The 7,378-nt window shown below is 61.3% G+C and carries 5 protein-coding genes; all 5 read left to right on the forward strand.

Annotated elements, in window-relative coordinates:
* The first annotated feature begins 371 nt into the window (after positions 1 to 371).
* Positions 372 to 3,062 (forward strand): DUF6600 domain-containing protein, encoded by a 2,691-nt coding sequence (locus CFE428DRAFT_RS20470; RefSeq protein WP_006981547.1) that lies wholly within the window; start codon positions 372 to 374, stop codon positions 3,060 to 3,062.
* Positions 3,063 to 3,657: 595 nt separating this feature from the next.
* Positions 3,658 to 4,113, forward strand: a complete 456-nt coding sequence (locus CFE428DRAFT_RS35950) for a DUF4259 domain-containing protein (RefSeq protein WP_083805259.1) — start codon at positions 3,658 to 3,660, stop codon at positions 4,111 to 4,113.
* A gap of 828 nt (positions 4,114 to 4,941) precedes the next feature.
* Positions 4,942 to 5,181: a hypothetical protein gene (locus tag CFE428DRAFT_RS20475; RefSeq protein WP_006981548.1), complete on the forward strand. Its 240-nt coding sequence runs from the start codon at positions 4,942 to 4,944 to the stop codon at positions 5,179 to 5,181.
* A 73-nt stretch (positions 5,182 to 5,254) separates the two neighbouring features.
* Positions 5,255 to 6,289 (forward strand): DUF72 domain-containing protein, encoded by a 1,035-nt coding sequence (locus CFE428DRAFT_RS20480; protein ID WP_006981549.1) that lies wholly within the window; start codon positions 5,255 to 5,257, stop codon positions 6,287 to 6,289.
* Positions 6,290 to 6,339: 50 nt separating this feature from the next.
* Positions 6,340 to 6,681, forward strand: a complete 342-nt coding sequence (locus tag CFE428DRAFT_RS20485; RefSeq protein WP_006981550.1) for a hypothetical protein — start codon at positions 6,340 to 6,342, stop codon at positions 6,679 to 6,681.
* Positions 6,682 to 7,378: the final 697 nt, after the last annotated feature.

Raw genomic sequence — 7,378 nt, forward strand, 5'->3', positions numbered from 1 at the left:
ACTTCGGATGGGGCCCGCGAATCACGCAGATAACGCGAATGAGGAGGATTTTATTCGCGTGATTTGCGTGATTCGCAGGCACTTCTTCTCTCCGCGGGGCGTTCAAAAAAGAGGTGGGTAATGCTGAGGACAGAGCGCGGCATGAAATGGACCGGAAAGTCTCCGCTTGAGAACCGATCCAATGGGAGCCTCGCCCCAATGTCGTGCTCTGCTCTGCCATGAAACAATGGGAGGGGATCGGCGATTCATACGCTCACGACGCAGAGGCCGCTCGAAGAAGGAATGTGAAGGTTTTTGAGGCTCCTCCCGTCTCAACCAGCAACAACCGCTGGATGAATTCTCCCGTTAAATCTTCAGCCGAAAATCCAATCATGAAATATCTCCTTCGGGCAGTGATGACGGCGGCGCTGGCCGTCGCCGCAGCGCAGGCCCATGCGGGCACACTTTTTTACGTGGGCATCCCGGGCAATGGAAGTGACGCCGGTTCCGGGATCACGACGAGCAATGTTTATACGGCGGCCGCCGGCGGTGGGAACGCGCCGGGAGGGTTGAGCATCGGCGGCGTGCCGTTCACGCCGCTCGTCATCTCGGGGAACTCGGCGACCGCGGCCGGATTAACCCTTAGCGCGGCCACGGGCACGCTGGCCGCCGGCGGTGGAAAGAGTGCCAGCATCGAGGCGGACGGCTCGCTCGGCGAGGTGCTCTCCCGCGCGACTTTTAATCAAGGCGCAGACAACGGCTCCGAGCAGTACCTGGTGTTGGATCCTGCGACGCTGCAGGCCGGGAAGACCTACGATCTGCGGGTTTATTTTTGCAATCCGTCCGGCCAGAACCGGCAGATCGATCTGGCCTTTGCGGGCGACGGTCAACCCGCGGTGGCGACGGATTTCTTCAACGAAGACGATGCGACGACTTCTCCTGGCGGCTTTACTGACGCAAACCAGGTCTACTACGTCGATTACCGGTTCACTTGGGATGGATCGACGAGCCCGGGCGTCACCGTCACCCAGCGCTCAGGCAGCACGCCTTTCAGCTTTTACGCGCTCACCAATCAGGAAGTGGCCGGCCCATCGGCCGCCTTGCCGCCCGGGGCGGTCGCCGAGGGGCCGAGCCCCGTGACGCCGGGCGCCATCCGCACGGATGCCGGCGTCGAGGACGACACGGACCAGAGCGATGTCGGAATCTCCAGCGATGTTTTCTACGGCGATGAGAGCCTGCAAAGGAATGGACATTGGGTGGAAGTGGGAAGCTATGGGCGTTGCTGGCAGCCGAATCATGTCGACGAGAACTGGAGTCCCTACACGGTGGGCCACTGGGTCTATGCCTCCGATGGCGGCTGGACGTGGGATTCGGACGAGGACTGGGGCTGGGCCACGTATCACTACGGTCGGTGGTGCCATGCCGATAACGGCTGGTTCTGGACGCCGGGCCGGGTGTGGGCTCCCTCCTGGTGCTCCTGGAGATTTGGCGGCGGCCATGTGGGGTGGGCGCCTTTGCCTCCCGAAGCTGGGTTCTCGGCAAATGTAGGAATCGGGGGCTGGGCCGACAATCATTACGGCCTCGGGCCGCAGGCTTATAACTTTGTCTCCGTGCGCGACTTCGGCGCGCCGCAGATTTCACGAGTGATCATTCAGCGTCAGCAAAACGTGAATATCATCCAAAAAACGACGAACGTCACGAATATCACCAATAACAATCATGTCGTCTATGCCGGTGGTCCCAGCCTTTCCTCCATCAATAACACGCTGACCCGCGGAGGCGGCCGTCCCTTCTCGCCGGTGGTGATTCAGCGCAATACCGCACTAAGTCCCGTGGGAGCAGGTGGCAGGTTTGTGCAGAAGGGGAATGTCCTGGCGATTGCCGGGCCGAAGATTGTCGCCGGAGGGAAGGCCACGAGAGTTCCGAAGGTCACGGCCACCATTCCCGCGACGAAGTTGGACAAAGGATGGGCGCAGATCAAAGACCCGAAATTGGCCGCGCAGTTGAAAACGAAGATCGCCAGCGAGTCGAATGGCTTAACTCCGCAAAATGCTCCCGCCCGGCCCCTGGGACAACCGATCGTCAATGGAGAACAGAAGCCCGGCCAGACGCCGCATAGACCCGGAGAAACGATCGCGAAGCCTGGGCAGACGATTCCCGGCGAAACGCCCGGAAAGCCGAATCAATCTCCGCGCAAGCCCGGAGAAACGATCGCGAAGCCCGGCCAGACGATTCCCGGCGAAGCGCCCGGAAAACCGAATCAATCTCCGCGCAAGCCCGGAGAAACCATCGAGAAGCCCGGCCAGACGATTCCCGGCGAAGCGCCTGGAAAACCGAATCAACCGCCGCGCAAGCCCGGAGAAGTGATCGAGAAGCCCGGCCAGACAATTCCTGGCGAAGCGCCTGGAAAACCGAATCAACCGCTGCGCAAGCCCGGAGAAGTGATCGCGAAGCCTGGGCAGACGATTCCCGGCGAAGCGCCCGGAAAACCGAATCAACCGCCGCGCAAGCCCGGCGAAACGATCGAGAAGCCTGGGCAGACGATTCCCGGCGAAGCGCCTGGAAAACCGAATCAACCTCCACGCAAGCCCGGAGAAACGATCGAGAAGCCTGGGCAGACGATTCCCGGCGAAGCGCCCGGAAAACCGAATCAGCCGCCGCGCAAGCCTGCGGAGGCTGAAAAACCCGCCCCGCCTGAGAAAAAGCCGGAGAAGAAGTCAGAGCGCCCCGCGCAGCCTCAGCAGCCCATTGAAAAACCGGAGAAACCAGCAAAACCGCAAAAGCCGGAGCGTCCTCCGAAAGAAGAGATCAAGCGCCCCCAGGCGCCGGTCGAGCCCATGACCAAGCGCCCGCCAGCGGAGGCTCCGAAGGAGAAGCGCCCTGAACAACCGGTTCCGAAACCACCGGAGGAGCGTCCGCGTGAAGGAAAACACAAGGAGCCCGCGCCGCAGGTTTCTCGCCCGGAAACCAAGGAAGCGCCGAAGCCTGAAAACAAGAGCAAGGAACCGCCGAAGGAGGGAAACAAAGGCAAGGAAGGCGACAAGGGCAAAGGCAAAGGCAAAGCAACGCCAGAACCACATTAGACAAAGCAGACAAAGCAGAAGACGGGGTCAACTCTGGACAGTTAGCAAATTTACTAGACCTCGGCGCGGAATGCCTTGATGCCAACGGATAGCGTGGTCCTCCATTTACGGCGTTTTGCCAAAGCGCGTTTCGACGTGCGCTATCTGTCAACGGTCAAGAGTTGACCCTGATCATTGATTGACCCCGATCATTGACCCCGATCACGCCGATCACGCCCCTGTGAAAAAAGTGCCCGCGAATAACACGAATGACACAAATGGGCGTATTTTTCATTCGCGTCATCTGTGTGATTCGCGGGCCAAATAATCTCGCTGCCGCTTCCTCCTGCGGGCGGAAACTCTGTTTCTTGATCGGCGCTCTGGATCGCCGATCGATTAAAATGGGGAAACGGAGTTTCAAGCCGGATGTTGCGTTCCCAAAGCGCTTCGCTAATTGTTGGCGGTCCGGGCCGGACGGGCGTAGCCGTCGCCACCCTGCGGGCAGATTGCGTCTGACCTCTCGCTCCGCTCGAGTTTGGGAACGAGAGGGTAAAAGGAATGTGCAGTCATTGACATATGCGATCTTATTCTATTCACACAATCCGCTGGAGGCCCTATGGGGACATGGGGAACTGACAGCTTTCAAAATGACTGGGCGCTGGATTGGCTGGGTGATATCCGAGAGTGCAGAGATGCCTCGCTTGTTCGCACTGCATTGAGCCAAGTTGTCGAGCACGGCGGCACAAAACATTCGCCACCTTCCATTCTCGAGAGGTTGCGTGGTCGTTCACATCATACGGCTTGGTTGACGGCTAGTGTTGCGGCCAAGTCCTTGGCCGCTGCTGAAATCGTGGCTGCATGGCGTGGCCATCCGTCTTCGAACTTGCCCGATAGCGTTATTGCATGGGTGCAGCAATACTCATCTTCATTTCACCCCGACTTGGTCGCTCTTGCTCAAAAGGCAACGGCTATTGTCAAGACCAACTCAGAACTAAAGGACTTGCGGGAAGAGAGCGATGTCGCTGGCTGGAGAAAATCGGTTGAGGATTTGGAGCGACGACTAGCCGAATAAATGTTCCGAAGAAAGGGGAGAAAGCGCACTGCCGTCCAAAATAAATGGAGGGAGAGAAGGGGGAGGGTGGAAGGCGGGGTCAACTCTTGACAGTTGGTGCGCCCGTGAAGCGGGCGTCAGCGCGGGTGAAAGTCCCGTCGGTGCAATTAGACGGTTCAGCACCGCAGACCGTGCCAACTGCGTCGCCGCGAGGCGGGGTGGGGAGCAGGCATGGAGTCGAACCGGCAGGTCGCAATGAACACATGAACCACATAAATGAGCCTCGAAAAAGTACTCCCGGCAGCCGAGCCCCTCAATTGTGGGCGAAGGCCGCAGAACTGGAACCCGGACCAACCGTCGAGGGTTCTGGCAATGGACCGGCGGGGTCTGCGTGGGCGACATGTCGGGAAGTGACGCTCGGGTAAACGGGGAGGTCTGTCATGGCGAGTAAAGACTCAACCGACGGCACAACTCCGGAGACGGAGAAGGCGGTGCGGGCCGTGGCAGAAGTCGGAGGCGTTCGTAGTAGCGATGATATCGTGCAGGGAAAAAGGTTTGAGCGAAGCGCCTACCGGTCCATTCCGTCCAGCCGAGGATTTTTCGGTTGCATGCGATAGTGTTCATATGATCACTTTCCTATGTGAAAGAGAATCCCTGTTTCCCATGTCTCCAATGCCGTAGGATCATACTCTGCCGGCGGTAACGGCCACCTCCGCATGAACTTGAACTTTCTTCGCCGCGCCGCCCGGTGGGCGGAAAAGATCGCTGTGGCTCAACGCCAGTTGGCCGACGAACTGGCGCAAGGAACTTCGAAGAGTTGAAGACGCGCAGGATCCGCTCGGGCAATACATGATCGAGGCCAGGCACCGGTATTTGTGCGCGGCGCGAGCAGACAAGACCAAGGCCCAGAAGAGTGTCGATCGTGAATTGGAACGCTCCTATGTCGAGGCGATGAACGTCGGATTCAAAGGCGGATTTGCCCTCTGGATGTCGCTGATGCGCATGGGCAAGACGCCGGAGGAGATTGCCCAGCAAGAGATCGCGCGCCCGAGCGGTCCGGAACCCGATGCGCTTTCCGGCCGATCCTAACTGAGGGGCATCGATGCGAATCGCCGCCTCGGGCCTTGTCGACTCCAGCCGACGTGCCCTATAGAGTGGAGGCATGGCCGACGAGACGCTTGACCTCTTCGCACCAGAACCGCCGCGGCCACCCGCGCAGCCGCCGGCCGGCCCGCTTGATCTCCCTGTCTATCGCCGGCAACTCGCCGCCCTCGCGGCCCAAGGTCTCTACGTCGGCACGTCTTCCTGGAAGTATCCGGGCTGGTGCGGGCTGATCTACGATGAGAAGCGCTACGAATACCGCGGCAAGTTCGCCGAGAAACGCTTCAACGACACGTGCCTCGCGGAATACGCCGAGACGTTCTCCACCACGTGCTTCGATGGGGGCTACTATCAATTCCCGAAGCACGATTTCCTGGCCGGGATGCTCAACCAGGTGCCGGAGGGCTTCAAGATGGCCTTCAAGGTGACCGATGATATTACGATCCAGCGGTTCCCGAATATCCCACGAGTGGGGAATAAGGCGGGGACGCTCAATCCGAACTTTCTCAATGCGGAAATGTTCACCCGGCTGTTCCTCGAGCCGTGCCTGCCGTTCCGTTCGAAGATGGGTCCCTTGATCTTCGAGTTCTCCCAGTTCCACAAAAAGGAGATCGAACACGGGCGCGACTTCGTCCAGATGCTCGACACGTTTCTGAGTGCGCTGCCCAAGGGCTGGCAATACGGCGTGGAGATCCGCAACAAGGGCTGGCTGGTGCCGGAATACTTCGCCATGCTCCGCTCGCACAACGTGGCCCACGTCTACAACAACTGGACACGCATGCCGGGCGTCGACGAACAGCTGGCGATCGAGGGCAGCCTGACGGCGGATTTCACGGTGGCCCGCTTTCTCCTCAAGCCGGGCCGGGCCTATCAACAAGCGGTCGACCTGTTCAGCCCCTACAAGGAAATGCAGGAACGCATCGATGCCGCGCGCGGCGCCGCGGCCAAGCTGCTGGAGTCGTCATTCTTTCTCAAGCGGCTCGTCTACATCTACATCAACAACCGCCTGGAAGGGTCGGCGCCGTTGACCATCAAGGGCTTTCTGGATTTACTGAGCATCATGGGGCAGATGATGAAGCAGAGAGGGACGGCGTGATCAGGTCGTTTGCCGGTTGCAGCCTCGGCGATCGGCCCTAAGCTGGTTCCATGACCGTCGCTGAACTTCTCGCTTCGGAATCCTTCGCCCTCCTCTTCCACCACGAATACTGTGAGCAGGCGATGCGCCAGCTTCGCAGCTACGCCTACCCGCTGGGAGACCCCGACTTCACCGCCGAAAATGTCGACGGCTCCGAAATCAGGGGTCGATTTTTGGCGCAAGCGGAACTCGAGGAGGGCCCGCATGGGGCGACCTCGGGCACATTCCTCCTGACGATTCCAGCCGGATGGGACGCTGGCGACGTCCAAGCCATCCTGGAGAATGCCACGCTCAACGTGCAAATCGAGACTGCTCCCGCCGGACCGGCAAACGCAATCAGGGTTAGATCCTGACGGCTGATAAGCCAAGGCCGCGATCGGGGGTGATCGTGTCATCCCGCTCACCTTTCTATTTTCCTTTCTTCAGCGGGCCTGCGCCCCCTCCGTGAGCTCCGCATCCCTCCGCAGGGCTCCGCATCCCTCCGCAGGGCTCCGCATCCCTCCGCAGGGCTCCGCATCCCTCCGCAGGGCTCCGCATCCCTCCGCAGGGCTCCGCATCCCTCCGCAGGGCTCCGCACCCCTCCGCGGGGCCTCCGCATCCCTCCGCAGGGCTCCGCATCCCTCCGCAGGGCTCCGCACCCCTCCGCGGGGCCTCCGCATCCCTCCGCAGGGCTCCGCATCCCTCCGCAGGGCTCCGCATCCCTCCGCGGGGCTCCGCATCCCTCCGCGGGGCTCCGCATCCCTCCGCAGGGCTCCGCATCCCTCCGCAGGGCTCCGCATCCCTCCGCGGGGCTCCGCATCCCTCCGCGGGGCTCCGCATCCCTCCGCGGGGCTCCGCATCCCTCCGCGGGGCTCCGCATCCCTCCGCGGGGCTCCGCATCCCTCCGCGGGGCTCCGCATCCCTCCGCGGGGCTCCGCATCCCTCCGCGGGGCTCCGCATCCCTCCGCGGGGCTCCGCATCCCTCCGCGGGGCTCCGCATCCCTCCGCGGGGCTCCGCATCCCTCCGCGGGGCTCCGCATCCCTCCGCGGGGCTCCGCATCCCTCCGCGGG

Source organism: Chthoniobacter flavus Ellin428, assembly GCF_000173075.1.
In the GTDB taxonomy this organism is placed as follows: Bacteria; Verrucomicrobiota; Verrucomicrobiia; order Chthoniobacterales; family Chthoniobacteraceae; genus Chthoniobacter; species Chthoniobacter flavus.